Below are 25105 nucleotides of genomic sequence, written 5' to 3' on the forward strand. Positions count from 1 at the left end.
TGTGACATCTGCTGTGCGATAACGCGCAGATCTCAATGCCGAGCAAGCAGGTGCTGTCAGTCGGCCGCGACTACGTCAAGCAAACGCCGGACATGCGCCGGGCCGGCCGGCCGGATGCCCGTCGGATTCAACGCCTTGATCGAATAATAGCCTCGCGTGATGTGATCCATGTTCACCGTTTCCGCGACGCCCGGCAGCCGCAGCACGCGTTCCATATGCGCTGAAAGATGCGGGTAATCCGCGATTTGCCGACGGTTGGTCTTGAACAATCCGTGATAGGCCGCGTCGAACCGGATGAGCGTCACGAAGGCACGAATATCGGTTTCGGTCAACTCGTCGCCGAACAGATACGGGCGGTCGTCACCGAGGCGCGTCTCCAATTGGTCCAGCATCGCGAACACCCCATCGACGGCCTCGTCATAGGCCTCTTGGCTGGAGGCGAACCCGGCCTTGTAGACCCCGTTATTGAGGCTTTCGTAAATCTGCCTGTTCAGCACGTCGATCTCGTCGGCCAAAGCGGCGGGATAGAGACGCAGATCGGATGGGGCGATCGCTTCGAAGGCGGTATCAAACATGCGCACGATGTCGGCGCTTTCGTTGTTCACCATGACGCCGCGCTTCATGTCCCACAATACCGGCACGGTGGCGCGGCCCGAAACATGCGGATCGGCACGGGTATAGAGTTCATGCATGTAACTCGATCCGTAAAGCGGGTCCTCATCCGCGCCCGGATAGCCGCCGAACCGCCAGCCCTGATCGGTCAGCGTCGGGTTGACCACCGTGACGGGGATCAGATCCGCTAGCCCCTTGAGCCGCCGTGCGATCAGGGTTCGCGAGGCCCACGGGCAGATCAGCGCGACATAGAGCCGATACCGCCCGGCCTCGGCCTCGAAACCACCCTCGCCCGTGGGGCCGGGACGCCCATCGGGGGTGATCCAGTTCCGGAACTCCGAAACCTGGCGCACGAAACGCCCCTGTTCATCGGCCTTCTGGACAGGCTGCCAGTTCTCGACCCATTTTCCATTCACAAGCATGTCTTGTCTCCTTTATTACTATCAGGTTCGCAAAGCACCTTACTGCGCCAGCGCGAAGGCGGTGCCCCAGGGATCTGAAAAGCGATCGCCGCCAAGGCGCTGTGTGATCGCCTGACGCGCTGTCGGATCGACGCCGAGGGTGATTTCGCTCAGCCCCGCCTCGGACGCGTCCCGCGTCCCGGCCTGGCGGCTGTTCCAGATGTTGCCGGCCAACTGGTGGTGATAACCGCCGCTGCCGTAGAAACTAGCGCCCGGATAGGTCGCCGCGATGTCGAAGCCGAGGGCGTCGCGGTAGAAACGATCCGCCTCTTTCGTGTCGCCGACCTGCAAGTGAACGTGGCCGACGATGCCGCCTATTGGGAAGCCGGTCCATGTCCGGCCCTGCGCCGTACGCATCAGATCCTGAAGGTCCAGCGGGTCAGTCGCCATGCGGATATCGCCCGCGCGATCGCGCCACTGGCTTGGCGGACGGTCGACATAGACCTCGATGCCATTGCCTTCGGGATCGGCCAGATAGAGCGCTTCGCTGACGATGTGATCCGATGCGCCCTGCAGCCGCACGCCCGTTTCGGCCACATGGCCAAGCCAGCGGGCCAGATCGCCGCGCGAGGGCAGCAGGAAGGCGGTGTGAAACAGCCCTGCCTGCCTGGGGTCGCGTGGGCGCAACGCCGGGTCGCCATCAAGATGGAGCAGCGGTGTCTCTTCGGTGCCCAGTGTGACGCTGCTTCCGGCCTCTGCCAGCGGCACCAGCCCCAGAACGTCCCGGTAGAAGGATGAAACGGCATCGAGATCCCGCACCCTGAGCAGAACGGTATCGATGCGGATCGGCGCGGCATTCATGTCGAATTTTTCGGTTGGATTGCCCATCGTGATACTCCTTTGGGGAATGGGCGCGGGGCTGCTTGCCCCGCACCATGAAGACGGAACGGATCAGGTCCGGCTGCGCTTGAGCGCATAGGCGCCGTCGCCCAGCAGAGCTTGCACGACCAGTGTGATCGCCCAGAATGCGGGATATTCCCAGCCGCCACCTTCATTCGAAAAGAAGAAGCCGGCCGCGCCATGCGGCGCGTAGATCGAGCCGAGCAGGACCGGCACCAGAGCGAGCGACACCCAGCGGCTCCAGACGCCGAGGATCAGCGCCACGCCGCCGGCAAGCTCCGCCGCCATCACGAGATAGGCAAGCGCACCCGGAAAGCCGAGGCTTTCAAAGAAGGCGGCGGTTCCAGCCGGCGTGAAGATCGCCAGTTTCAGCCAGCCATGGGCGATGAACAGTATTCCCAGAGAGACGCGCAGGATTGTGGCTGCTAGATCGGCATTTGCCACACCGGGAATCACCGGTGATTGAGGCGGGTTATGATGGTTTGCGTTGGACATTGTCTTTTTCCTTTGTTCGGGAGGTTGGATCAGGCGGAAAACTGCCAGCGCGGCGCGATCTCGGTGCCTTTTCCGAGTACATAGCCGAACTGGATATTCAGGAAGCCAAGCGGCTCGAGCTGACGGGCGGTGGACAGGGGGCCGGCATCGACCGGCTCGAACCCGGCCTCGGCGGCCAGCGTTTTGACGGTGTCGCGCACCGTCTCGTCGTCGGCGGCGACAAAGGTCTGCAACGGTTGACCGGCCAGCTTGAGATCCCCGGCACAGTGCTGGGCGAAGATCGTGTTGAAAGCCTTCACGACGGATGCCCCCGGAACGAGCGCGGCGATCGCCTCGGCGGCCGACGTGGTGGTGCCGAGTTGCAGGGCCGAGAAATCCTCGGTGACGGGGTTGGACACATCGATGACGATCTTGCCGGTGAAGTCTGCCTGATTGGCGATTTCGACAGCCGACCCATAGGGTGTCGCGAGGATGACGGTGTCGGCCTCATTCACGGCGTTTGCCACATCGTCGGCGCGACCATAGGTCCTGACCTCATGTTTTGCTCAGGACATTTGCCAGACCGGATCCGACATTGCCGTTCCCGATGATTGCGATTTTCATAACTTGCTCCTTTCAGTGCGCGCTTTCACGCGCTGTTTGATCTGTCAGGAAGATGCACCTTGCCATCAATCAATGAAATGACGACTATAGAGAATGACTATCTGCAAAATGTACTAAGTGATTTGCCTTGGACATCGTCGACGAACTCCGGGCTTTCGTGGCCACCGCGCAGACTGGCTCGTTCACTGCGGCTGCCCGTCAACTCGGCGTGTCGAACCGACTGACCTCCAAATATGTGGCCGAGCTCGAGCATCGCCTTGGCGTGCGACTGCTTCAGCGGACGACAAGAAAGGTGGGGCTGACGCCGGCGGGTGAGGAGCTGATTGCGCGGGCGCCCGCGCTCCTTGATGATCTCGATGACCTGCTCGGCAGCGTTGCCGAAGGATCGCGCGGCCTGACCGGCGTCATTCGCATTTCAGCTCCTGTGACGTTCGGCGAAGTTTACGTTACGGGGATGCTGGCACGGTTTGCCCGGCAGAACCCGGCTCTTACGCTCGATTTGCGGCTCGATGACCGCTATGTCGATCTGGCCAGCGACGGCATCGACCTGGCTTTTCGCATTGGCCGGTCCGAGATGCTGTCGCTCAAGACGCTCAGGCTTGGCACCTTCAGCAGCCTCCTGGTGGCGAGCCCGGACTATATCCGAGCACACGGGAAACCCGACTCGCCCGAAGAACTCACCAACCATACCTGTGTTGTGGACACCAACCGGCGGGTTCCGCACAAATGGGTCTTCGAAAGAAATGGGACCGAGACAGTTGTTCAGATCCGGGGGCGTTTTCAGGTCAACTCGGCGCGCGCTGCCATGGATCTGGCCGTCGGCGGCTTGGGGATCGCCAACATTCCGCGGTTCGCCTTGCGCGACACCATCGAGACCGGCGCTCTGGTCCCCTTGCTGGAGGAATTCGGAGGCGACAGCGGTCCTGTCAGCGCGGTCTATCTAGAGGGTCGGGCCCTGCCACGCAAGATCCGCACACTGATTGACTTCGCCGCCGAGGATATCCGGTCTACCACGACCCTCTAGAGCATCGAGCCTTTAACTTGATCCATTTCCTGCTTCGCAGAAGTAATTCCAGCATTCAGGCGGTGTGAACAGATCGCAGACTCCGCGAATGCGTCGAAAATCTGGTCGAATGTTCTGGCCCCTGTCCGTCGCAAGTGCGCCTTGAGTTTCGAGAGCGCCATTTCGATTGGGTTCAAGTAGGGTGAGTACGGCGGCAGATTGTCAATCTGCATCAAAACTGGGTTAGAGCCGATCATCAACGCCGACGGCTCAGTTTGTGAAGGCATCGATAAGGTTGATGACGGACAGGATCTTTCTGGTGTCACGATCAACCCGATAGGCCCGGTTGCCCTCTCGATAATAGCGCCAATCGTCACGCGGTTCTAGATTTAGCCTACGGGGATCGCGGATAACCACGTAGTCACCGATGCGAAGGACATCCCCGATTCTAGAGCCGTAGTGATCATAGGACTTGCGTGCCTGCCCCGGCGGCACACAGGGCGGGTTCTTTTTTGCAAGTCCCGGCGGGCAATGTCCTGCAAATCCGTTGGGGTGATCGCCGCGCGCCTTGCCCTTGCCGTGCCCAGGGTCTGCCGATGCAGGCACGGCGGCCATCGATACGGCTGCAATCGCCATTACGGCCAGTGTTCGAGAAAATCTCATAGCTCGCTCCGCTTCAAGTGTTGCCGGATAGATAGTGCTGAGCGCGACAGAAGTCAGGCATAACGAACATCACCAGGCCATAATGCGGCAGAAACGGCGGTCTTCCGCCGGCCTCGTTGCCGCCTGCGAACAACGAAAGGCTGGGTCGATAAGCCTGGACGGCCCGGCCTTGAGCTAAGTCAGTTTAGCATTCGGCATGATGCGGGCTGGCTGAACCGTGGTGCTCGCGGCCTTAATCGCTTATCTCGGTGCGGTGCTGGAGCCGAAACCCAATAGCGTGTCCGGTGCAATCATCACGCTTCTTGCGTTGTTCCTGCCTGGCTTTGCGCGAGAACAGGACCGCGCTTGATCTGCCGACAAGCATGCAGGCGTGTCCCGAGTTCGCGTCTTGGGCGCGCAACACGGGCGGATTTTTCAAGGATTGGGGTGATCTGCATCGGGTTGCTGAACCACTCAGGCCGATGGTGGGAATTTCGGAGCATGTCTGGAACGTGGCGCAGGAGCGAATGGGCACACAGGTGGCAACGGCAGCGTTTCCGCTCGTGTTCGAAAAGCATAGCACGGGTGAGGTTGCCTCGCCGGATGGATATCTGTGCGGCATGGTTGAGAAGGCGGGGGCAAGAGATCTGCACCTCTAATACTGCTTCTATTGCAGACTTGGCGGCAAGGCAACGTGATGCTTCAAGATTGGAAAATGCACCGTATGCGCAGTTGTAGGCAGGTCTTCAGGGAGATTTCTGCCGATATGCGTTGCCGATCTTGCCTGTCGATCTGAATGGGCTGTGCCAAATCAAAGGCTTCTGGAGACGACACGGTATTGAGCATTTTGTTGAGGGCCCGTTGGTTTTGAGAAGGACAGGGTCCGTGCCCAGGAAAAGAGAAAGTGTCCTTCGGGTTTTGTGACTGACGGATGAGGGCCTTTGGGGTCCCTCAGATGGGTCCGAGCCGGGTTCCGGTCTGCCGTTCCTGATGAAGGGCATTCCCATGCAAACAGGTATCTTGCGCGTGTTGCGCGCGACCGCTGCCTCGTGGTGGCGACACAAGGAACTACGCCGAACCGGCCAGACGGGGCAGGCACAACGGCTCGAGCGCGAGACCGTCCTGCGTGATCTCGGCTATCTCAGGCAAGCGGCGTCATTGCCAAACGCGCATATGATCTGCGGAGAGGGTGGGACATTCATCCATCTCGGTTGGACCACCGTGTCGACCTTTGCGCCGATCGAGCGCTTTCCCTTGGCCACTCTTGCGGTCGCACGAGGGACGCCCTTGATCGATATCCGACCCGTCACCGATGTCATCGCCTTTGCGAACCTGCCGCGGGTGACGCGGGACGGATCGGCCGACCCTGAACCTTGGGGCTGGGCAGTTCTGTATCGCTGATCACCTACATCGACATGGTCGAACAGCTTGGCGCGAGCATCACCAATGATCCGCGCCCCTGTCGGTCAACCTAGTCACCACTCACTCTCATCAACACTCGAAAGGAGGCCAGCCATGGCCCGATCCCGCACGCCCAAATTCGATGCCTCCGAGGTCATCACAAACGAAATCATCCGTATCATCGAGCGCGGCGTCCTGCCCTGGCGCAAGCCTTGGACCGCAGGCGGCAGCTCTCGTCCCCTGCGCGTGGGCGGTGAACCCTACCAGGGAGTGAACAACTTCCTGCTGACCATGCGAACCGTGATGGCGGGCCACAGCTCGCCCTTCTGGATGACGCTGCCGCAGGCCAATGCGTTGGATGCAAAGGTGCGCAAGGGAGAGAAATCCTCTGTCGTCGTTTACTACGGTCAAAGCCGGAGAGACGCCGGCGATGAGCATGATCACAGCGACGGGGATGATCACTCCGAGGAAGCCCGTATCTTCCGCTTCCAGAAATCCTACCGCGTGTTCAATGCCTGCCAGATCGAGGGTTTGCCGGATAGCTTCCATCCCGAGCCGGACCCGGTGCCTGAGCATCCTCCGTCCGAGCCCATCCCGCACATGCAGGCGTTTTTTGACGCTATCGACATCACGACCGTCTTCACAGGAACAGAAGCGTACTATTTGCCGCCCGTGGACAAGGTCTACATGCCGTCCATCACGCGGTTCCAGGATCCGCGCAATTTCTACGGGGTCTGGGCCCATGAGCTGGCCCATGCCACGAAGGCCCCCCATCGACTGAACCGTGATTTCGGGTTCTCGAAGTTTGGCAACACGTCCTATGCGCGCGAGGAGATCGTCGCGGAATTGACCTCGGTGTTCCTGGGTCAGACGCTCGGCTTCACGGCGCATACGCTCGAGATGAATGCCGCCTATCTCCACAACTGGTTGCGCGTTCTTCGGTCGGACAAGGGTGCGATCTTCAAGCACGCCGCAGATGCGCAGCGCGCCTGCGACTATCTGATTGCCAGATCGGAGGTGGGCAGGGCAGGGCGCAGTGCCGAGGCCGCCTGACCACAGCGAGAACGGAGACACCTATGCCACGCAAGGAACCCAAGACGCTGCTGGTGGCCTGCTTCGCTGACGGCCGCCGCAAGATCATCACCTTCAAGCGCAGTGCCTATTGGTGGAGCGCGTCCGAGGGTGCCTATCCACTCTCGGCAGCGCTCGAGACCATCAAGGAACAGGGTGGCTGGGTCGAGACCATCCCCAACCCGAATTACAGATCCAAGGGGCTGTTCGGGTAGAGGGCACCTTCTCCTTCGGTCCTGCCGCCAGGCGGAAAGGAAAAAGCAGGCTTTGAGATGGGTGTTTCAACTTCACAGAGGAATGCCCCATGACCATCACCGCACAACTCCAGACAGACCGCCCTGATCCGAGTGTGATCGCAGCGCAGAACGACGCGTTTCGCAAGCTCGCGTGCCTTGGAGTGCCGCCTGCGCAGCCCATCCAGGGCCGCATGCATGTCACCCGCTCGCTCATGGAGGCTGGCGACGGCTTCATGGCCGAGGCGGTAAAGGCGACCGGCGCGTTCGAGACCTTCGAGCCTGAGAATGATCCAGAAGGCTGGCACGATTTCGGGGCGGTCGAGATCCGGGGCGAGACCGTGTTCTGGAAAATCGATCTTTATGAAGCCGGTTCGGATTTCCGCTACGGGGCTGAGACCCCGGACAATCCTGCCACCACCATGCGCGTTTTGACCATCATGCTGGCGCGCGACTGGTAGAAGGGCGGGGGACGCCTCCCCCTGACATCTCAGACGATGAAGGCCCGCTGCCCCCAAAAAGGCAAAGCGGGCCTTTTGTCGTGGTGATCCCCGAAGCCGGGGATTGGTCACGCGCATGAACGCGCGGGCCGCTCCAAATCCATCGAGAAGGATATCCCATGACCGCAAGCTTCAAACCCGTCTCCGTCGCCATCGGCGATCTGGTCCCGCATCCCGCCAATGTGCGCAGCAATTCGCCGGAAACCTACGACCCCGAGAACATCGCACACCTGAAAGCCAGCATCGCGGTGCTGGGTCTCCTCCAGCCGCTCCTTGTCCAGAAGCTCGACGGCAAATACGCCGTGCTTGCCGGTGGCCGCCGTCATGCCGCGCTGAACGAGCTGGTCGCCGACAAGGCCGCCAAGGGGTTCACCGCCAAGACCAAGATCGACTGCCGCCTCGTGCCGGACGACTGCGATGTGACGACGGCGCTGTCGCTTGCTGAGAACATCACCCAGGCGCCGATGAACGCCATCGACGAGTTCGAGGCTTTCGCCCGGATGATGGAAGTCGACGGCCAGACGCCCGAGACGATCGCCAAGACCTTCGGCACCACGGTGGCGGCCGTGAAAGGCCGGTTGCGCTACGGTCTGATCCATCCCGACATCCGCGCCGCCGCTCGGGCGAAGACGATCACGCTCGACACGATGAAGGCCTTTGCGGAGCATCCGAGCCAGGAGGTGCAGCGCGAGGTCTTCGAGGCGCTCACCAAGGAAGATAGCTACCTGCAGGCCTATACGGTCCGCCAGGCGCTCAAGTCCCGCGGCGTGCAGGTCAGCGACGATATCGGAGCCTTCGTGCGCGCGGACTACGAGGCGCGTGGCGGTGCCGTCGCGGCTGACCTTCTGGAAGAGCATTCCGTGCTCGAGGATGCGGTGCTGGTCGAAACCATCCTGCTCGAGAAGCTCGGTGCCGCCGCCGAAGAGGCCCGCATAAAGCTGGGCTTTGCCTGGGCCGATGCGATGGTGCGCTATGATTACGCGACCATGGCCGACTACGGCCGCGTCTATCCCGGCCCGATCGAGCCGGATGAGGCTGCCCGGAAGCGCATCGATGAGATTACCGCCGAGCTTGAGAAATTGCAGCTCGAGATGGAGGATGAGGGGCTCGAGGACGGTGCCTACAACGCGCTTTACGACCGCGTGGATGCCTTGGAAGAGGAAGCCCGCGACCTGCAGGAGGCCTACAGCGCCGAGGACCTGGCGCGGTCCGGGGTAATCGCCTCGTGGTCGAATGGTCAGGTGACGCTCCATGTGGGTCTCGTCCGCCCGGAAGACACCGTCAAAGAGGAGGGCGCGCGCGGCTCCTCGGCAAGCCCGACCGCGGAGGAGGCCCCGGACGCCGGCGAAATCACCTACCCAGCCTCACTGGCTGAGGACCTCAAGACCGAGCGAGCCATGGCGCTTGGGGCCGCGATGGCGCTGCATCCGGAAGCCACGCTCGATCTGACGCTCTTCAAGCTGGTCAGTGACGTCCTTGGCGCCGGCATGAGTGCCACGCAGGCGATCAAAGTCGACGCCCGCAAGGAATATCGCAGCCACGCCAAGATGGATGAGATCGACGGCACCTCGCTCGAGCAAGTGGCTGCGGCCCATGATGCGCTCGATCTGTCCTGGTTGGACGAGGCCCGGTCTCCCGCCGATCAGTTCGCGGCGTTTCGCGCGCTGAAGCCGGGCGAGAAGGCCAAGCTCGTCGCCTTTGCAACCGCCAGCACCACGCAGTCCTGCTTCGCGCGGGACCGCCAGCGCGACAGCCTGATGCATGATTTCGAGATCGAGATCATGCCCGACATCCGGGCCCACTGGACGCCGAACGCGGCGCTGTTCAATCGCTTCAAGAAGGCCTGGCTCCTGAAGATCCTCGGCGAGGATCTGGGCCTGGCCCAAGAGGCGGTGACGCTGGCCTCGTCGAGCAAGAAGGAGATCGTCGCCTTCTGCGACAAGCTTTTCGCCGAGCCCTTCGCCACGCTCACGGACGCGCAGCGCGCTGCCGTGGCCGCCTGGTGCCCGCCTATCATGCAGACCGCCGGTGTCGCCTGTGATGAGGCGGAGCCCGCTGCGGAAACCCCGGAGTCTGATAGCGAGGTCGCGCAAGCGGCCTGAGTCCTCACGCGACCCGCGCGTGGACCACGCAGCCCGCGCGGGTCGACCCTCCCACACCCAACGGAAAGACATCCCATGGCTATTCTCAAGTTCTCTGCGTCCGCTGTCGCGGCGCAAATCGCACATGCGCGCGCCTGCAAAACCTTCCTGCCCAACTGGAACGGGCCCGTGGACAGGCCGGCTCTGATCCTCATCGTCGGCAATGGTGTGCATCTGCGCTCGAACGGCATCGATGGCACGACCACCCGTATCGTCACCACCGAACAGGCCGATCCCTCCTTCGCCTTCGCCGACGGCATGAACCCATTTCGGGATACCGACTGGATGGCGCAGCGCCGCATGGCGTTTCGCGATCTGACCGGCCAGTTCTACACCGACATCCTGGATGACGTGCAGGTGCTCATCGACCGGGGGCGGGGTGCGATCCGGCTCGCCACCGATGGCCACAGTATCCGCGTCTTCGTGCGCCGGGCCTCGGACTATCTCATCGGCGGGACCTACGAGGTGCCCTCGGGGCTTGGCGGTACATTCCGGGTCATCCTCAAGGATGCCTGCGACACCTTCGCAATCGTGCAGAACTGCGGCAATTGCGAGGATTTCGATGCAATGCAGCCCTATCGCGTACCGCTCGATGCGCTGATGGAGCTCGATGATCGGAGGGTGGCATAGTGGGCTGGCTGTTCTATACCGACCGCCGCGTCAAAACCTACACAGATGAGAAAGCGGAGATCACACGGCTCTGCACCTTCGAGACCGATACGCGCAAAACCGAACTGGTGAAAGCCTGCAAGGTCGGCTCCACCTGGTATGCCGCGGCAAAGGTCACCAATCTTGACGGCACCCCCATCGAGGACGCGACCTATGTCACCGATCCTGACGGCTCGATCACGTTCGGTGCCGTTTTCCTCACCCGGTATGACGATGGGTGCTGGGGCTACAAGGACATGGAGGAAAGCGCTGGCCCGAACGAGTCGCGCGCTCCCCTTGGGTTGATCGAGCTCCTCTCCCATCTGAAAGACCCCGACAGCTACGCCCATGCCTGGCGCCAGCGCTGCCGGGATTGGTCTGCGATCCCGGACTACGAGGAAGGCGACAAGATCAAGCTCGCAGCACCGGTGACGCTCACCGATGGCAGCTCCTGCCAGATCGTCACCGCGACCCACTACAGGCGGGGGCGGCAAAAACGCCGCTGCTACCGCATCGAGGAAACCGGTGGGCTCGTACGCCTGTCGAAGGCCTCGCTTGCGGGCTCGGAGCTGCTTAGCTCCGCGAAGGGCGCGGCAAGTCCTGTGCTGGCGGAGTTCCTGGCGGGACAGGGCGGCTGAGTTTCCCGCTGAGACAACACCACGGGACTACGCGCGCACATACTGCCGACTTGAATTCGTATCTCAAATGAGATACATCACTCCCATCAACTGGAGGACCATCCATGCCTGCCCAAACATCCATGCTTCATGTCCGTGTTGACGATCAGCTGAAAGCACAGGCTTCGGACGCACTTGCGGGCGTCGGTCTGACGCTCTCCGACGCGGTGCGTATTCTTTTGACCCGCGTAGCCGCAGAAGGCGGCTTGCCTGCCGGATTGACCGCTGATCCGGATGCCTATGACGCCTGGTTCAGGGCGAAGGTACAGGAAGCGCTGGACGATCCAAGGCCCACAACGCCCCATGCCAAGGCGATGCAAGACGCCCAGGCATTGATTGACGGGAAGCGCCTTGCCAAATCTTGAATGGAAAGCCACGGCCATAGCCGACTTGCTGGCAATTATTGACTACATCTCTGACGACAACCCGGATGCCGCCCAAGTTCTCAAAGACGAGATTGAACACAAGACGTCCCTTCTTTCAGAACGCCCTCAGATGTACCGCGCGGGCCGTGTGGACGGGACTAGGGAGATGGTTGTTCGGCCGAACTACATCGTGGTTTATGCTGAAAGCCCTGAGATGGTGACCATTTTGCGCGTTCTTCATGCTGCGCAGCAGTGGCCATGATCAGGGTGCAGGCCCCCCGCTAAGAAATTGCCCGCTCTACGCCTTCAAAGTGTAGAGCGGGCTTTTTGTCCTTTGGAACTCAGACCCTGATCCAAAGGAATTTCCCATGTCCAAGCCTCTCTCAGCGCTCCCCAATCCTGTTGAATCCGACGCTAACCTCACCTCTGCCCTCGCGCAGATCGGCGCGGAGGTCGACAACCAGCCCCTGCGCAGTTCAGCGCTCGCGCGTATCATGCGCGAGACGTTCCATGGCAGCGATGCCAGCGGTGCTTGGGACTGGCGGATGGCCTATGACCTGATGCAAGCCGCGGCCATTCAGGTGCTGTTGCGTGGGGACGGTGCAACAGGTGACATCGCCGCTGCAAAGCTGCTTGCCTCACGGCTGCTGACGGAAACGCGTCGGTCAGAGCAGCAGATCCGGCTGCAGCAGTTTTCCACGCCGCTGCCATTCGCGGCGCTGGTCTTGCGGGCGGCAGCCATTCGCAAGGGCGAGACCGTTCTGGAGCCCTCGGCGGGCACCGGTGCCCTCGCTGCTTTCGCTGCCCGGGCCAGTGCCACGCTTGTGCTCAATGAAATCGACCCCTTTCGCCAGCACCTCCTGCGCGCGGTTTTCGGTGGCGAGGTCACAGGCCATGACGGCGAGCATATCGATGATCTGCTGCAGACGCCGGTTCTACCCGACGTCGTGGTGATGAATCCGCCCTTCGCCTCCTCGGTCGATCGCTCTCGAGACAAGCATATCGCCGCCAAGCATCTCATCGCGGCTGCAAAGCGCCTGGCACCCTGCGGGCGGCTTGTGGCGATCATGCCGCCGGGATTCACGCCCGAACGCGATGCCGCGCATTGGTCCCGCGCTTGCGGTCTCCTGACGCCGCGCTTGGCCCTCACGATGCCGGGACAGGTTTACCGCAAGCTCGGCACCTCTGTGGAAACCCAGCTGATGGTCTTCGACAAGGTGCAGGAGGACGGAGAGATGATCCGCGCCAGCGTCAGGGACTTGGATGAAGCCCTTCCTTTTGCCGACGCCGTGGCCGCAACCCGGCCCGAGGCGCGCCCCGTACAACAGGCGGCGAAAAACCCTCATGCGCGATCGGTCGGTCCAGTACCTGTCACGCGCAAGCGACCAGTTGCTAGAGTTGTGGCGTCCAACGCTCAGACCAACGCCGCCATACCGCTCACTTTCACAAGCCTTGAGGCCGCGCGCGACAACACGCCCGTCTCGGATATCTATGCGCGCTATCGCCCTCAGCGGATCGAGATCGCTGGTGCGCAGGAACATCCCACGCCCTTGGTCGAAAGCATCGCCATGGCTTCCGTGGCGCCGCCCGTGCCTTCTGGCGCGGCCAGTGCGGAATTGCGCCTGCCTGCCAGGCTGATCGAGGAGGGAGACCTCTCCGAGGCGCAGCTCGAGACCATCATCATGGCGCATGATGCCCATGGGCGTGATCTGCCCGGTCGGTTTACCATCGACGAGGACCAGACCAAGCTGACGCGCGCCGATGATGATCCAGACGCACGTGCCTATCGCCTCGGCTATTTCCTCGGCGACGGCACCGGCTGCGGCAAGGGGCGCGAATGCGCAGGGCTCATCCTCGTCAACTGGCTGGCCGGGCGCAGGAAGGCGATCTGGGTCTCCAAGTCCGCCACGCTTATCGAGGACGCGATCCGCGACTGGGCCGATCTGGGCGGCTCGCCCGCCGACATCCAGCCGCTCTCCAAATGGAAACCGGACCAGCCCATCCCGATGGGCGATGGTATCCTCTTCGTCACCTACGCCACGCTGCGCTCCGCGGGCAAATGCGGCACCACGCGGCTGAGCCAGATCCTCGACTGGATGGGCGAGGGGTTCGACGGCGTGCTGGCTTTTGATGAGGCCCATGCCATGCAGAATGCGGCGGGGTCCGAGCAGGGCAGGGGGGCCAAACCCTCCCAGCAGGGCCTCGCGGGCCTGCGTCTGCAACTGGCAGCACCCCGCGCCCGCGTCTTCTACATCTCGGCCACGGGTGCCACGAGCGTGCACAACCTCGCCTATGCCGCGCGGCTGGGGCTCTGGGGGCAGGGCCCCGAATATCCCTTCCCGAGCCGCGAGAGCTTTGTGTCGGCGATGGAAGCCGGCGGCGTTGCCGCCATGGAGGTGGTCGCCCGCGATCTCAAGACGCTCGGCCTCTACACGGCCCGCGCCCTCAGCTTCGACGGCGTGGAGTATGACGTGCTCGAACACGCGCTCACCCCGGCCCAGATCGAGATTTACGACGCCTATGCGGGTGCGTTTCGCACCATCCACCACAATCTCGAAGCCGCGCTGACGGCGACCGGCGTCAACGACGCCTCGGGCGAGACCAATGCGTCGGCCGCACGCGCCTCGGCCAAGTCCCGCTTCGAGAGCACGAAACAGCGCTTCTTCAACCATCTCCTGATGGGCATGAAGGCTCAAAGCATCATCCGCGCAATCAAGGACGATCTGGCGGCGAGCAAGGCTTGCGTCATCCAGGTGGTCTCGACGGGCGAGAGTCTGCTGAAACGCCGGCTTGAGACGATGGACCCCGAGGATGAACTTGTCGAGGGTACCTTGACGCCGCGCGATTACGTACTGGCCTACCTCGAACAGGCCTTCCCGATCCACGCGCAAAAGCTCGTGGAGATTGACGGCAACATGGTGGCCGAGCCGCTCCGCGATGAGACTGGCGCGCTGGTCGTCTCGCGCGAGGCGCTCGCCCTGCGCGACGCGGCCATGATGGAGTTGATGACGCTGGCCCCGATCCCTTCGGCGCTCGATCAGATCCTCTGGGCTTTTGGCGACGAGGCCGTCGCAGAGGTCACGGGGCGGTCCATCCGGCCCCTCAAGGCCGAGGATGGCCATCTCTTTATCGAAAAGCGCGCCGCCAGCAGTAATTCGTCCGAGACCCAAGCCTTCATGGACGGCGAAAAGGATATCCTGATCTTCTCCGATGCAGGCGGTACTGGCCGATCCTATCACGCGGCGCAAACGGCGAAGAACCAGAAACGGCGCCGGCACTACCTGTTGGAGCCCGGCTGGCGCGCCGATGCGGCCATCCAGGGGCTCGGCCGCACGCATCGCTCGGCCCAGGTCAGCGCGCCCTTCTTCCGGGTCTGCACCTCCGATGTGCATGGCGAGAAGCGTTTCACCTCGACGATTGCCAAGCGCCTCGACCAGCTGGGGGCCTTGACGAAGGGCCAGCGCGAGACCGGCTCGCAGGGCATGTTCCGCGAGGAGGACAATCTCGAAAGCCCGATCGCACGAGCGGCGCTGCGCGGGTATTTCGCCGATCTTGCTGCCGGGCGGGCCGAGGCGATGAGCTACGAGAGCTTCACCGACTGGACGGCCTTGCGGCTGATCGACAAGGACGGGGTGCTTCTCGAGGAGCTTCCCCCGATCCAGCGGTTTCTCAACCGGGTGCTGGCGCTGCCCATCCACATGCAGAACGCGCTCTTTGCCGAGTTCATGCGCCGGATTGCCGATCAGACTGAACGGGCGCGCGCGGCGGGCACACTCGATCTCGGCGTCGAAACCCTGCGCGGCGAAAAGATCGAACAGGTCTCCACGGAGGATCTCTGGACCTGCCCGAAATCCGGCGCCGTGACGCGGATCATCGGGCTGGAGGTCACCGACCCGGTCCACGTCCTTGGGGCCGAAGAGGCCATATCGCGCAACCCCGACAAGCTACCGATGGTGAATCGCGCCTCCGGCCGCGCGGCGCTCATCTCGGCGCGCCCTATGCAGATGTATGACGAGGACATCGTTACGCTGATGCGCAAGGCGGTGCGTCCAAACGGGTCGAGCTACCTCGAAGAGGCACGGTTTGAGTCCTCGGCCTGGGAAGACATCGGAAGGCCCGAGTTTGCAAGGCTTTGGGATGCCGAGGCTGCGTCCCTGCCAAAAACCACCACGACCAAGCTCTACCTGCTGACCGGGCTCTTGTTGCCGATCTGGAAGGACATTCCGACCACCAATGAGCGCATCTACCGGGTCACGCCCGACGGGGCGACCGCGATGATCGGGCGCACGCTGAGCGAGGAAGGGGCGGCCGCGCTGCGCGCCCGCTTCCTCGTCTCCAATCCGCAAACGCCGCAGGAGATGTTGACCGCCGCCCTCGGCACCACTGCGCCGGTCGATCTGGGCCGGGGTCTCACCTTGACCCGTCGCCGCGTCGCAGGCGAGATGCGCCTTGAGTTGTGCGGCGTGGACAGGGGCATGATTGATGGCCTCAAGGCCCTCGGCTGCTTCACCGAGATCATCGCCTTCCAGCTACGGGTGTTCCTGCCGCATGGGGATGGGATCGACACGAGGGGAATTCTGGCCCGGATCGTGGGGCAGGGGCCTGCTATCACGGCGGACCAAGCCGCCTGAAAAGTCAAAGCGGGCTTTGGGTCGGGCGTCGCAGATCGGGATTTGTCCGGTCTGCGCGTTCCGGGCGCGCGCGGGCCAATGCCACGCCCGGCCCCCCAATTGCAGACAAGAGGACAAACCCATGACCAATCCCCAGATCGATTATGCCGCAATGGCGGCTCAGTGGCGTGCAGAGCGCGAAACCACCTTGAAGGCATCCCGAACGGAGCTGCTCGCGCAACTACGTGCGCTTGGCATCAGCGAGGTCACTGCCGAATATGAAGGCTATGGCGACTCCGGCAATGTCGAGGATGTGACGGTGCAGCCTGCAGAGGTCAACCTGCCGGAGGCGCTTGCCACAGAAGTTGGCGACTTCGCCTGGTCGCTCGCCTATCACCATCACCCGGGGTTCGAAAACAACGAGGGCGGCTTCGGCACGCTGACCTGGGACTTGCGCAACGACAGCATCATCCTCGATCACGCGGACCGCTATGTCGAATGCTCGCACAGCTATGACGAGGGGCTTTGAGATGGCCCATCCGCTTCATCATGCTGAAAGCTCTGCCCGGAAATTCGGCGGGGTGCCGTCTGACTATCAGTCTGTGCACGATTGGTTTGACGCCTCGAAAGAGCACCTCGCGCTCTTCACGCACCGAGCCATGCGCCATCATGCCCAAGGCCTGTTTGAGGCCGAACGTGTCTTCGGCCTGTCCCTGACCAATAGCGCAGGTCGGGACATTCCCGTGCGCTGGATCGGCGAGCAGCATATCCGTGAAGACTGCCAGGGCCGCATTCCGAGCATGGCCGACTGGCTGCGACGGATCCAGCCTGAGCCATGGATGGCCAATGGCCACATCGACCGGCATTTTGGCGATGAGCCCTGCGGTGACCCAAGGGTTGCCTGGGCCTCCGAGGTCGCCGCCGGAAGAACGGTTCTTGGCCTGAAAGATTGGATGGCGGCGCGCGCGACACAAGCCACGCAAGGTGCCTGATAGGTCCCGGCTCTTCGCCAAATGAATGCCGCACAGAAGCCCGGTTGGACGACCGGGCTTCTTGCGTGGTTTCCCCACCATTTTTCTTGAGGAGGATCCCATGACACTCCGTGAAATCAAGGCCGCTGTCGATTCTGGCCAGACCGTGCATTGGGCCAATACCGGTTACGTTGTCCACAAGGACCGGCTCGGTCAGTACCTCATCACCTATGTGCCGAATGATAGCTGCATCGGCCTGACCGACCGAAGCGGGCACCGGTTGAACGGCAAAGAGGCGGAGTTCTTCATCGCGCAATCGAAGGACGCCGCGGAAAATCCGGGCCGCCAATCAAGATCAGACGGACAGGAGAGGGGCGCAGCACCCGGGCGCGCGGTGGCACACCCATTCGGACGACAGCCCTGACCCACGGGCGGGGATGAAAGGAAAGCTGGCTTTCTGATTTGTGATCCCAGGAGGGGTCGAGAAAGCAATCCCGGATGCGCTGGCAAGAACGTCAGGCACCGGCCAATCCAAGAAGGAAATATCCCATGTTCGCAGGAACCCTCACCCGCAATGTCGAGACCGCAGCCGCCGAGTACACCGGCATGATCCACTCGACGCGCTTTGATATCGCCATCCAGCTGGAAGCGCGGGCCAAGATGTCCGAACGCAGCCCGGATTACGACGTGACGGCGGTCAACAAGTCTGGCCGCAAGGTGCGCATCGGTACGGCCTGGAACGAGACCGGCACGACCAGCGGCAATCCCTACATCTCGATGCAGATCGATGTCGGCCTCGGCCCGTTCCGCGTCAACGCGGTGCAGACGAAGGAAGCGCGCGCGGCCCAGAGTGGTGAATTCGAGATCATCCCGCTTGTCTCGAACGGCCTGATGAAATCCGGCTCGATCTCCGGCGAGCTCACCGCCATGGACGCCGACAACGCTTTCACTGGCTACATCGCCAACATGATGTTCGATCTGGAGTTCATGCTGATCGAAAACAGCTACAAGACCGAGGAGACCCACCCCGACTACCGGATCGAGGTCAGCTCGCCCCGGGGCACGCCAATCCGCGTCGGCTCAGCCTGGATGGCGAGAAGCAGCCGCACTGGCAATGACTACCTGTCGCTGCTGATCAACACGCCCGACGGCGACCTGCGCGTGAACGCCGTGCAGAACGAAGAACAGCGCGGCGGGCAGACTTTCTCGATCATCCCGTTCATCGACAGCGGTGAGCAACCGCAGGACGCGGGCGCGGGGCTGTCGCTGGTCGCGTGACCTTGGCATGAGGATAAATGACCTGAACAGCGAGGGGAGCCGTGGGTTCACGGTTCCCCTTTTGCTGTGCTTGCTTCAATAGAGCGATCGAACTGCCACTTCATATGGCGTTCCGGTGTAGATGAGACTGCTAGATCGGAAGTGCCGCGCGGAGTTTCGATTAAAGTCAGACTTGTACAACTGCTTGAGCGGCAATCAATGCGTCAACAGCAACTTGAACCTCGGCGTAGAGCTCGGTGTCCAACTCTGCTGCGTCGATTTCCACAATCAGTGCGTAGCGTACGGAAGGCAAACTCTCAGCGAGAAGCTTTTTCGACTTCCACCAACCGGTGACTGGGTGAACAGCCAACAAGTTTCGCCTTGCGAGGTCTGATGCCTTGCAAGTCAGTTGATCGATGTGCAGCGATCCGACATGGCGCCGATTGCTACCGTAGTCCCAAAGATCATCCTCGTCGTTTGCGGGACCGTCGGGCTGTTCGGCCGCCTTGCTGATCCGAGCCAGGAATTGGGCTTCGTTCTCGCCGGCGCGATTGAGTTGGAACCGCAGATTGTGGGATGCGTAGCGATAACGAACGCCGCGTGAGGCTTCTGACGGGTTTGGAGCAATAAAGCTGCTTAGCGCCACCCGCAAGGTAACGTCGGCATTGCCGAGCGCGCGCAAAGCCTCAACGGGCCAGGGTAGGGCGAAGAGCTTCAACTCATTGTGGACATCACCGCCGGTCTTTTCGGAGATTCCGTAGGGTGTAATCGTGTCTTCCACGATGAGTGTCAGCGCGTTCGACGCGCTGCGGCGGGCACGGGCCATGTCCGGAACGCCAAATCCATAGCGCTGAAAAAGCGGCATGTAATGACCTTTGTTCGCTTGGGCCGGCAAATGTGCTCGCATCTGCTGAGTCCAACGCGCGGAAGACACATAGAGACCACGGACTGTCTCGGGCCAAAGTGTCGGATAATCCGACCAGAGTTCCGTTACATCCTTCGCTGCAAGCGCTGTCGCAGCGCTGGTGTCGAAGGTGAATGTGAAAGATCGGACCGGATAATTATGGTGCGTTGAAAGGAGCGATAACCATCCGTGCCGCATTGGCGGAGGCATGGCACTTAGCGCCCAGTTTCCGCCCTCAAGGACAACGTCCGGCTTGTTCGGCCAATGGGACGACCACGATGCAGTTCTCGAAGCTGGCGATAGATCGCCGAATGGTGCAAGCGCTTGGGCTGGCTCTCCGTTTGGTAGTACAGTCTTCTCGGTAAAGGCTCCAACAGACAAAACATTCCACGCTTGGGCAGGCGACTCGATCTCGTTGTCTTCGTGATCGCATCGGTCAAGGTAGTTTCCGGCACCAAAGGTGAAGTTGTCGGTATTCCCTGCCGAAACCAGCACCAGGCGCTGCTGTCTGAGTCCACCTGAAACACCGGCGGCAAGCTGATCGACTTCCGTCGACCACGAGGTCGGGGCACCGTCGTGCGGCGTGTCCTCACCCGTCGTCGTCGTCATGGTGAAAGTACGGCGTCGGGGACCAACCTGTTCGACCGCATTGATCGCCTGCCTGGTCACCGCGCCTAGGAGATGATGCGGGTTCATACTGGCATCTGGCAGGAGTTTGACGGATTCCAGACGGTTCATGACCATAACTGGGTTCGCCTGATGAAGTTTTTGCGTCAGATCGCCAAAGAGCGCGAGTCCTCCCATCTGCGTTCCATGGCCCTTCACATCCTCCAATCCCCAAGCCGGATTTGCGGCATGTCGATCATCCACGCTAAGCGCCGGCTGAATCAGAGGATGCGCCCGACTGACACCAGTATCCAGGAGCGTAACGTAGCCAGCATTGGGGTGATCCGAATAGGTGGTCCGGCCTGAAAGTTCATCGACCCACTGTGCCTGTTCGGCCACCGGCAAGCCGTCAAAGAAATCTGCAGTGATTGTCGGAGCGGCAAGTGCGCGTACGCCACCCAGTCGCCGGACGGCTTGGGCAAGCTGATTGCGATCGGCCTGGACGACCACCACTGTATCTTCGGGAAACTCCAGCCGATCTGCTCCCACAGTCACACCATAGTTAGGCGCTGCTGCAACGAAGGCCTCGGTCATTTGGGGCTCGAGCCAAACCTCCCAGACTGCCGCAATATCCGCCGCGGGAAACTTGCCCGGCGGGCTGCGCCAGAGGGCACGCAATCCCGCTTCCGTGATGGCAGCGACGCTCTGCACTAGATCCGCGTTCTTCGGACGGCCTGGGATGAATTCACCATCCTTTTCCCGGTCGGGTGTGTCTTCCGTCCGAAACTGCTCGACCTTCTTGCGCAGCTTTTCAATACCCCTGGCTGTCGCAAACACCGTCGCGCGCTCTTCGGTGCCACCGGGATCAGGGGTCTCGGCGACGCGAAGGAGAGTCAGGCCACTAGCGTCGAGGCTGCCTTTCTTCAGGCGCTCGTCGATACGCGAGCGTACTTCCAGATAGACGCCGGGAAGTTCGGCTGCTGGAATATCTGGCAGCGCGTCGATGGCCTGAAGCAATGCTTGGGCGTGCGCCGCGCGATTGGGGACATCACTTGGTCTTTTGGACCCGCCCCCGCCCTTTGCTTGGAACGGGCGAGGTTGTCCGAGATTGCGAAGGTGGAAGTGCCGAAGGTCTCGTGCCATTGTCATCGGTCCCTAGTTCTTGGAGCGACCGTCGGCGTTCGAGGGCATCAAGCAAATCCTGTGTCGCAATCTTGTCGGTATCATTCAGAACAGCACGTCGAGCGGCATCTTCCGCCGCTGCCACAACATCGGCCGTTGAGAGGCCTGTGGCAACGTCTATAACCCGTTTCCATCCCATGCGAGCGAGTGAGAAGCCGATCAAACGGCGTTCGAGCGCCTGCCGAATGGCAGGGCCATCGGGCATGACATATGGCAAAACAAGATCAAAGCGGCGCAGCACAGCGCGGTCAAGAATTCCCGGCAGGTTTGTAGTGGCAATGACGATCGAAGGCCCGGTATCCTCATCCAGGAATTGCAGGAACGAGTTCAGAACCCGCCGGGCCTCACCGACATCGTTCTCACCGCCCCGGGCCGCGGCCAAAGCGTCGATTTCGTCGAAGAGATAGATACCGCGCGTCGTCTTGACGGCATCGAATATCATCTTCAGCTTCTGCGCTGTTTCACCCATGAATTTTGTGATCAGTCCGTGGAGCATGACCGAAAAGAGAGGGTATTGCAGCTCACCGGCAAGCGCTGAAGCACTCAGGGTCTTGCCGGTTCCGGGAGGACCGGAGAGGAGAACGCGCCGCCGTGGCTTCAACCCTTTCGCCTCGAGCTTTTCGCGCATTCGTGTCTCTACAACGAGATGCGCGAGTTCGCTCTCAATCCTGTCTGGCAAGATGACATCGATGAGGCGCTCGGTCGGATAGGACGCGGCAAGGAACTCCGCCAGATCACCGCGGGGTGTTGCGATAGGAGTGATCGCAGGGGTTCGCTTCGAAGGCGGCTTCTGTCCCGCTTCGGCCCATTGTCGCAACTGTTCAGCCAGACGGGTATGTCCCTTCTGCTCTTCAGCCGCAGAGAGTTGCATCGCCAGATCGTAAAAACGATCAGCGTCCCCTTCTGCATGGCTCTTGACGAGACCGATGAGTTGTTGGGCGGAAGCCAAGGTCGAGTTGCTCTTTCTGAATGATCATTTTCAATGATACTAAGGTCTTTTATACATTCGAACCCCTCAGCAGACCAGACAATTTGCGCTGTTTGGAAGCAGAGTGTGTCGGTTTTGTGCTCTCGAGCATCGACTTGGATGCTTGCCTTGCGGCCTCCCCCGCTCGGCTTCGCGTGTCGCAGGGGAGAACGGCCCTTCGGTCCGTCGCGCATTCGGCCATGCGGCCTCACCGCGGCGTCGCGCCTGGCATTCCGGTTTGCCCGCCTCGCGAGCACGTCCCTCCCCGGCCGCTCCGCCGGATTGCGCTCTGGTCTGTTTTGCGGGGCAAAACGATCCCGCCGCTTCATCCGTCTCCCGCGTCCGGTCAGGCCGTTTGCCTGCTCGTGTCGGGCAAACCTACCGTCAAAACACACACACATGAGTGCGGAAGCATATCCTCCGGATGGCCCCCAAATCAGCCCGCGTCAAGGATCGCAAAACTTTTCGGCGAGGGCGCCGCTTGTGGTGCGGCGCGGTCCCGTGCGTGAGGGCGCGCGTGTCTCGGGTGTTGCGCGCGGAAAACTTTTGCGCCCGGCAAGCCGGCGGCTGCGCCGTCCCTGACCCGGGCAGATTCGGAAACCAGGCATTCGGCCATGCCCCCACACTCACGTGGTGGCCTTGGAACCGAACACTGGAGACCAGACATGGCTTACGACACCGCAAACACCTACGAGACGATCGAACTTTTCGGACTGACCGAGAGGGACGCGCAGCTGCCGATCCCGGAGGATCACGTCCTGACCGACCACATCATCCGCGAGAGCTTCGAGGCTTTGCTCGGTCAGCTGCGCGGGACCGGGCTTGAAGCAGAGATCGAACCGCTGGCCCATGGGCTCGCCACGATCCTGCAGCGCCGCAAGGTGGCGCTTGGCAAGGAGGTCGACCGCACCGCCGACAAGATCGGCGCGCTGGCAAAATCTCACGACGGATCGGAGATCGCTGAGACCGCGCTCGAAGAGGCGCAGGCGCGCTTTGTGCAGCTGCGCGAGATTGTCGGCGCCATCGAGGTGATGAGCGAGGCAGCGGCGGAATGCTACGAGATCGAGACGGGCCACGCCTTCATCCCGGCAGCCGGGTCGCGCGCAAGCGTCCGGGCGCAAGAGACCGGTGCGGTCTTCGAGGCGCGGCAGCTCCTCGAGCAGCACGACCGTGAAACCGCCGAGAAGTCGAAAGTCGAGGGGGTTCCACTGATCGTCTCGGGCGCCACCGACTGGACCGATGTCGATGTGATCTTCAACACGCTCGACAAGGTTCGCGAGCGGATCAAGCAGAACCGCAACCAGGAGATCTTCCTCTGCCACAAGGGTGGCAAGCACGGGGCGGAGATGATTGCGGCTCGGTGGGCCCGGGCACGCGGGATAGCACAAGCGCGCTTCGATCCGCGCTGGTCCGCGCACGGGCGGGCGGCACCGTTCAAGTGCAACGACGAAATGCTGGACGACAAGTTCGCGGCGACGGGGGTTGTCCTCTTCGGCGGCAACGGGGTCGCGCTGAACCTCGGGCAGAAGGCGGAAGCGAAAGGCCTGACGGTCATGCGGGTTGCTGACCCGGCGAAGAAGACTGCGCAGGATTGAAGAGAGGGGGTCGCGCTTGGCGCGGCCCTTTCGTCATGTCTCATGGCGCGTGCGATCGGTCATGCGCGATCGGCAGTCTGCGGCGGCCAGCACCGTTATCCCTCTACCCAGTCCGTCAGAGTGCGGCCCATCCGCATCGGTACGGGCTGGGGATGGTGCGCACCTCACGCACATCGTCAGCAGCGCAAGACACGAGGGGTCGAGACGTCGCACATGAGGCTGAAGACCTGCACGTCCCTCGGGGCGTGTTTCGGAACATCGCATCCACGCGGGCGGGCTCCGTCAGCACCCCGGCCAGGCTCGGCGAGACGCGGACGCGGATGGTGGCGGCTGCGTGATGGCAAGGGTCATCCGGATCACTCCTTTTTGCTCATAGATGTGGATCGCACGGGGTCGGCCCAATCGTGCCCTCAGCTCACGCTTCGGCAAGCACAAATACGGCTTCCACGGCTAGCCGCGGACCCTCCGCATTTGCGTTTGCGACCGGCCCTCCTGCCCCCGTGCCGGGTGATCCCCATCGCAACAAGGAGAGACCCAAATGACCAACCACTACGTCGCCACCGTCCCCGTCAAGTTCACCGATACCGATGGCCAAGAGCGCACCCGTTTTCAGCGCGTGGGTGCGATGTTCCGCAACACCCGCAACGGGGATGGATCGGAGTTCTTCAGCCTCAAGCTCGACTTCCCGGTCTCGGTCTCGGAGCTGGTGATGTTCCCACCGAGCGCGAAGGATCCCCAGGATTAAATCCCCTGACGAGGATGGGCCGCCCCCCGGGGCGGCCCTGTCCCTGTTCCAGGGATGCCGCCACTGGCTGCGGTGATTGCCGCCAGCGACCTCGCCTTGCTGCCGGTCGCGGCGCGATCAAAGGAAGATCGCTGACCGGAAGGGTCAGGCCGCGACAGACCGGCCAGTCAGCCTCAAGGGGGCCATCCACAAAAACCTGTCGGCCAGGGCCTCCCGGTTTTTGCGGCAGAGATTTGGCGGAGCCAAATCTGGCCCTCCTTGACCCTGCCTGTCCGCCCCGTCGGTGGGGTTTGCGCCCGCCCGCGGTTCCGTCCGAACACATGCGTGTTCGTCCAGACCCTCGGGCGGTGCTGGAGAAGGGGCCTTTGAAGCTGGAGGCTGTGCTGGTGGTGAGGGCGGCAGAGCCGCGTCCCTGCGGGCCGCGGCGTGAAGCGGACACCAAGGCTGCCTGAGCCTGAATGCTACGTAAGTATAGAATTGACAGCTTGGTATATTATCGTAAGGTGGGGGCAGCCTTGGTGGAAGGTGGCAGGAAATAGGGGGTCTTTCTTCGCATGTCTCGCTCAAAACGTCTCA

24 protein-coding genes and 2 pseudogenes are annotated in these 25105 nt (G+C 62.0%); 18 read left to right on the forward strand and 8 right to left on the reverse strand.

Annotated features, from left to right (window positions below; all coding sequences use genetic code 11):
• Positions 1 to 56 precede the first annotated feature (56 nt).
• From AADJ11_RS16835 to AADJ11_RS16850, 4 genes are all read right to left on the reverse strand, one after another.
• Positions 57 to 1034 (reverse strand): glutathione S-transferase family protein, encoded by a 978-nt coding sequence (locus AADJ11_RS16835; protein ID WP_263049302.1) that lies wholly within the window; start codon positions 1032 to 1034, stop codon positions 57 to 59.
• A 39-nt stretch (positions 1035 to 1073) separates the two neighbouring features.
• Entirely contained in the window at positions 1074 to 1901 is an 828-nt protein-coding gene (locus AADJ11_RS16840) for a VOC family protein (protein ID WP_341235597.1), read from the reverse strand.
• A gap of 63 nt (positions 1902 to 1964) precedes the next feature.
• Positions 1965 to 2408, reverse strand: coding sequence for a DoxX family protein (locus AADJ11_RS16845; protein WP_341235598.1), 444 nt, complete (start codon positions 2406 to 2408; stop codon positions 1965 to 1967).
• A gap of 29 nt (positions 2409 to 2437) precedes the next feature.
• The gene (locus AADJ11_RS16850) at positions 2438 to 2902 is read right to left on the reverse strand and encodes a F420-dependent NADP oxidoreductase (protein ID WP_341235599.1); all 465 of its coding nucleotides are present in this window, start codon (positions 2900 to 2902) and stop codon (positions 2438 to 2440) included.
• Between the two features lie 236 nt (positions 2903 to 3138).
• Here AADJ11_RS16850 and AADJ11_RS16855 point away from each other — a divergent pair, with 236 nt between their 5' ends.
• Positions 3139 to 4035, forward strand: coding sequence for a LysR family transcriptional regulator (locus AADJ11_RS16855; RefSeq protein ID WP_341235600.1), 897 nt, complete (start codon positions 3139 to 3141; stop codon positions 4033 to 4035).
• A gap of 12 nt (positions 4036 to 4047) precedes the next feature.
• On the opposite strand, the pseudogene AADJ11_RS16860 reads toward AADJ11_RS16855, so the two are convergent.
• Both AADJ11_RS16860 and AADJ11_RS16865 read right to left on the reverse strand, forming a co-directional pair.
• A pseudogene (locus AADJ11_RS16860) lies at positions 4048 to 4232 on the reverse strand (IS630 family transposase); the annotation flags it as partial.
• A gap of 52 nt (positions 4233 to 4284) precedes the next feature.
• Entirely contained in the window at positions 4285 to 4677 is a 393-nt protein-coding gene (locus tag AADJ11_RS16865; RefSeq protein ID WP_166195349.1) for a hypothetical protein, read from the reverse strand.
• A 362-nt stretch (positions 4678 to 5039) separates the two neighbouring features.
• Here AADJ11_RS16865 and repC point away from each other — a divergent pair, with 362 nt between their 5' ends.
• From repC to AADJ11_RS16940, 15 genes and pseudogenes are all read left to right on the forward strand, one after another.
• Complete coding sequence (gene repC / locus AADJ11_RS16870; RefSeq protein WP_341235621.1) at positions 5040 to 5315, forward strand: replication initiation protein RepC; 276 nt, start codon at positions 5040 to 5042, stop codon at positions 5313 to 5315.
• Between the two features lie 331 nt (positions 5316 to 5646).
• A pseudogene (locus tag AADJ11_RS16875) lies at positions 5647 to 6131 on the forward strand (hypothetical protein).
• 40 nt (positions 6132 to 6171) lie between these two features.
• Positions 6172 to 7110 (forward strand): zincin-like metallopeptidase domain-containing protein, encoded by a 939-nt coding sequence (locus AADJ11_RS16880; RefSeq protein ID WP_341235601.1) that lies wholly within the window; start codon positions 6172 to 6174, stop codon positions 7108 to 7110.
• A gap of 23 nt (positions 7111 to 7133) precedes the next feature.
• Positions 7134 to 7343 (forward strand): DUF6330 family protein, encoded by a 210-nt coding sequence (locus AADJ11_RS16885; RefSeq protein WP_341235602.1) that lies wholly within the window; start codon positions 7134 to 7136, stop codon positions 7341 to 7343.
• A gap of 89 nt (positions 7344 to 7432) precedes the next feature.
• On the forward strand, positions 7433 to 7822 hold the full coding sequence (locus AADJ11_RS16890) for a DUF3768 domain-containing protein (RefSeq protein ID WP_341235603.1): 390 nt from the start codon (positions 7433 to 7435) through the stop codon (positions 7820 to 7822).
• Between the two features lie 158 nt (positions 7823 to 7980).
• Positions 7981 to 9963 carry a ParB/RepB/Spo0J family partition protein gene (locus AADJ11_RS16895; RefSeq protein WP_341235604.1) on the forward strand — a complete coding sequence of 661 codons (1983 nt, stop codon included), beginning with the start codon at positions 7981 to 7983 and terminating at the stop codon, positions 9961 to 9963.
• Positions 9964 to 10038: 75 nt separating this feature from the next.
• Positions 10039 to 10632: a regulator gene (locus tag AADJ11_RS16900; protein WP_090525080.1), complete on the forward strand. Its 594-nt coding sequence runs from the start codon at positions 10039 to 10041 to the stop codon at positions 10630 to 10632.
• The gene (locus tag AADJ11_RS16905; RefSeq protein ID WP_341235605.1) at positions 10632 to 11288 is read left to right on the forward strand and encodes a hypothetical protein; all 657 of its coding nucleotides are present in this window, start codon (positions 10632 to 10634) and stop codon (positions 11286 to 11288) included. The genes AADJ11_RS16900 and AADJ11_RS16905 overlap by 1 nt, the downstream gene beginning before the upstream one ends.
• 104 nt (positions 11289 to 11392) lie before the next feature.
• Positions 11393 to 11692, forward strand: a complete 300-nt coding sequence (locus AADJ11_RS16910; RefSeq protein ID WP_044353023.1) for a type II toxin-antitoxin system RelB/DinJ family antitoxin — start codon at positions 11393 to 11395, stop codon at positions 11690 to 11692.
• Entirely contained in the window at positions 11679 to 11954 is a 276-nt protein-coding gene (locus AADJ11_RS16915) for a type II toxin-antitoxin system RelE/ParE family toxin (protein WP_341235606.1), read from the forward strand. Before AADJ11_RS16910 ends, AADJ11_RS16915 begins: the two co-directional genes overlap by 14 nt.
• 106 nt (positions 11955 to 12060) lie before the next feature.
• Positions 12061 to 16323, forward strand: coding sequence for a strawberry notch family protein (locus tag AADJ11_RS16920; RefSeq protein ID WP_341235607.1), 4263 nt, complete (start codon positions 12061 to 12063; stop codon positions 16321 to 16323).
• Positions 16324 to 16444: 121 nt separating this feature from the next.
• A complete protein-coding gene (locus AADJ11_RS16925; RefSeq protein WP_316300616.1) occupies positions 16445 to 16831 on the forward strand; it encodes a DUF6878 family protein in 387 nt (128 codons plus the stop codon).
• 1 nt (position 16832) lies between these two features.
• Entirely contained in the window at positions 16833 to 17294 is a 462-nt protein-coding gene (locus AADJ11_RS16930; protein ID WP_341235608.1) for a hypothetical protein, read from the forward strand.
• A 100-nt stretch (positions 17295 to 17394) separates the two neighbouring features.
• Positions 17395 to 17697: a hypothetical protein gene (locus AADJ11_RS16935; RefSeq protein WP_341235609.1), complete on the forward strand. Its 303-nt coding sequence runs from the start codon at positions 17395 to 17397 to the stop codon at positions 17695 to 17697.
• A gap of 125 nt (positions 17698 to 17822) precedes the next feature.
• Positions 17823 to 18551, forward strand: a complete 729-nt coding sequence (locus tag AADJ11_RS16940; protein WP_341235610.1) for a DUF736 family protein — start codon at positions 17823 to 17825, stop codon at positions 18549 to 18551.
• Between the two features lie 166 nt (positions 18552 to 18717).
• Here the strand turns inward: AADJ11_RS16940 and AADJ11_RS16945 are convergent, their stop codons facing one another.
• Positions 18718 to 21183, reverse strand: coding sequence for a S8 family peptidase (locus AADJ11_RS16945; protein ID WP_341235611.1), 2466 nt, complete (start codon positions 21181 to 21183; stop codon positions 18718 to 18720).
• Positions 21089 to 22171: an ATP-binding protein gene (locus AADJ11_RS16950; protein ID WP_341235612.1), complete on the reverse strand. Its 1083-nt coding sequence runs from the start codon at positions 22169 to 22171 to the stop codon at positions 21089 to 21091. The genes AADJ11_RS16945 and AADJ11_RS16950 overlap by 95 nt, the downstream gene beginning before the upstream one ends.
• 683 nt (positions 22172 to 22854) lie before the next feature.
• Between AADJ11_RS16950 and AADJ11_RS16955 the strand changes: the two genes are divergently transcribed.
• Both AADJ11_RS16955 and AADJ11_RS16960 read left to right on the forward strand, forming a co-directional pair.
• Positions 22855 to 23784 carry a DUF2493 domain-containing protein gene (locus AADJ11_RS16955; protein ID WP_341235613.1) on the forward strand — a complete coding sequence of 310 codons (930 nt, stop codon included), beginning with the start codon at positions 22855 to 22857 and terminating at the stop codon, positions 23782 to 23784.
• 538 nt (positions 23785 to 24322) lie between these two features.
• Entirely contained in the window at positions 24323 to 24529 is a 207-nt protein-coding gene (locus tag AADJ11_RS16960) for a hypothetical protein (protein ID WP_341235614.1), read from the forward strand.
• Positions 24530 to 25105: the final 576 nt, after the last annotated feature.

The sequence above is a fragment of the uncultured Sulfitobacter sp. genome, assembly GCF_964021855.1.
Taxonomy (GTDB): domain Bacteria; phylum Pseudomonadota; class Alphaproteobacteria; order Rhodobacterales; family Rhodobacteraceae; genus Sulfitobacter.